The 1,674-nt window shown below is 43.5% G+C and carries 3 protein-coding genes; all 3 read left to right on the forward strand.

All coding sequences use genetic code 11. The features are described from left to right. A partial coding sequence (rpsD, locus tag A3766_RS18915; RefSeq protein WP_082907162.1) for a 30S ribosomal protein S4 occupies positions 1–306 on the forward strand: 306 nt, incomplete at its 5' end. 35 nt (positions 307–341) lie between these two features. Then, positions 342–1,346, forward strand: a complete 1,005-nt coding sequence (gene rpoA, locus A3766_RS18920; RefSeq protein WP_068554544.1) for a DNA-directed RNA polymerase subunit alpha — start codon at positions 342–344, stop codon at positions 1,344–1,346. Between the two features lie 35 nt (positions 1,347–1,381). Continuing rightward, positions 1,382–1,674 (forward strand): 50S ribosomal protein L17 (gene rplQ, locus A3766_RS18925; protein WP_068642779.1); only part of this gene is annotated, 293 nt, incomplete at its 3' end.

Below are 1,674 nucleotides of genomic sequence, written 5' to 3' on the forward strand. Positions count from 1 at the left end.
GGCTACGGTTCTACTCGCGCAGAATCACGTCAGCTTGTATCCCACAAGGCAATCGTTGTTAACGATCAGGTAGTGAATATCGCATCTTACCAAGTTAAAGCTGGTGATGTTGTTGCTGTTCGCGAAAAAGCTAAGAACCAATTGCGTGTTAAAAACGCTGTTGAGTTAGCAGCTAATCGCGGGGCAGTTGAGTGGATCGACGTAGATACCAATAAACTCACAGGAACTTTTAAAGCTGTTCCTGAGCGTTCAGAGCTACCTTCGGACATCAACGAGAATCTAATTGTTGAGCTTTACTCTAAGTAATCTCATCGGATACAACATAAGGTATAGGGGCATATATGCAGCGTTCAGTTAATGAATTCTTGAATCCACGAAACATTGAAGTTCAAGGTTTAAGCGCAACACATGCAAAAGTTATTCTAGAGCCATTAGAGCGAGGCTTCGGCCATACGCTTGGCAGCGCATTAAGAAGAATTCTTTTGTCATCAATGCCGGGTTGTGCAGTTGTAGAAGCAGAAATCGAAGGTGTATTGCACGAGTACAGCGCAATCGAAGGTGTTCAAGAGGATGTTATTGAGATCCTTTTGAACCTTAAAGGTTTGGCTATAAACATGCACTCACGCGATGAAGCTAGTTTGACGCTTACTAAGAAGGGGCCAGGCCCAGTCTTGGCTAGTGACATTCAGTTGGATCATGACGTTGAAATCATGAATCCGGATCATGTTATTTGCAACCTTAGCGACAATGGTGATATCACTATGACGCTACGTGTTGGTCGCGGTCGTGGCTATGAGCCAGCTGACCAGCGTGGTAATAATGATGATGAAACACGCGCAATCGGTCGTTTGCAGTTGGATGCGTCATATAGTCCGGTTTCGCGAGTTGCATACTCTGTTGAGAATGCGCGAGTTGAGCAGCGTACTGACCTGGATAAGCTTGTAATTGATCTTGAAACTAACGGTACGATTGATCCTGAGGATTCAATCCGCCGTGCAGCTACAATTCTTCAGCAACAACTTGCTGTATTCGTTGATTTCGATAACGAAAAAGAAGTAGTTCAAGAAGAGGAAGAGGAAGAAGTCGATCCAATCCTGCTTCGTCCAGTAGATGATCTAGAGCTAACCGTTCGTTCTGCGAATTGTTTGAAAGCAGAGAATATTTACTACATTGGTGACCTAATTCAACGTACTGAGGTTGAACTGCTAAAAACGCCTAATTTGGGTAAGAAGTCTCTTACTGAAATTAAGGATGTACTAGCATCTCGTGGTCTTTCATTAGGTATGCGTCTTGAAAACTGGCCTCCAGCTAGTTTGAAAGGTGATGACCGAGTACTGGGTGGCTAAGTCATCCTCGGTTTGAATAGGTAAGGAATTATAAAATGCGTCATCGTAAAAGTGGTCGTAAACTTAATAGAAATAGCTCGCACAGAAAAGCCATGTTCAAAAATATGGCAGCTTCTCTTGTTGAGCATGAGTTAATCAAAACAACTTTGCCAAAAGCTAAAGAGCTACGTCGTGTAGCTGAGCCTTTGATTACGTTAGCGAAGAACGATACAGTTGCAAATCGCCGTTTGGCTTTTGCTCGTACTCGTGACAATGCTGTTGTAGCGAAATTGTTTAATGAGCTTGGTCCTCGTTACCAAGATCGCCCAGGTGGTTATATCCGCATTCT

This window comes from Oleiphilus sp. HI0132, assembly GCF_001635845.1.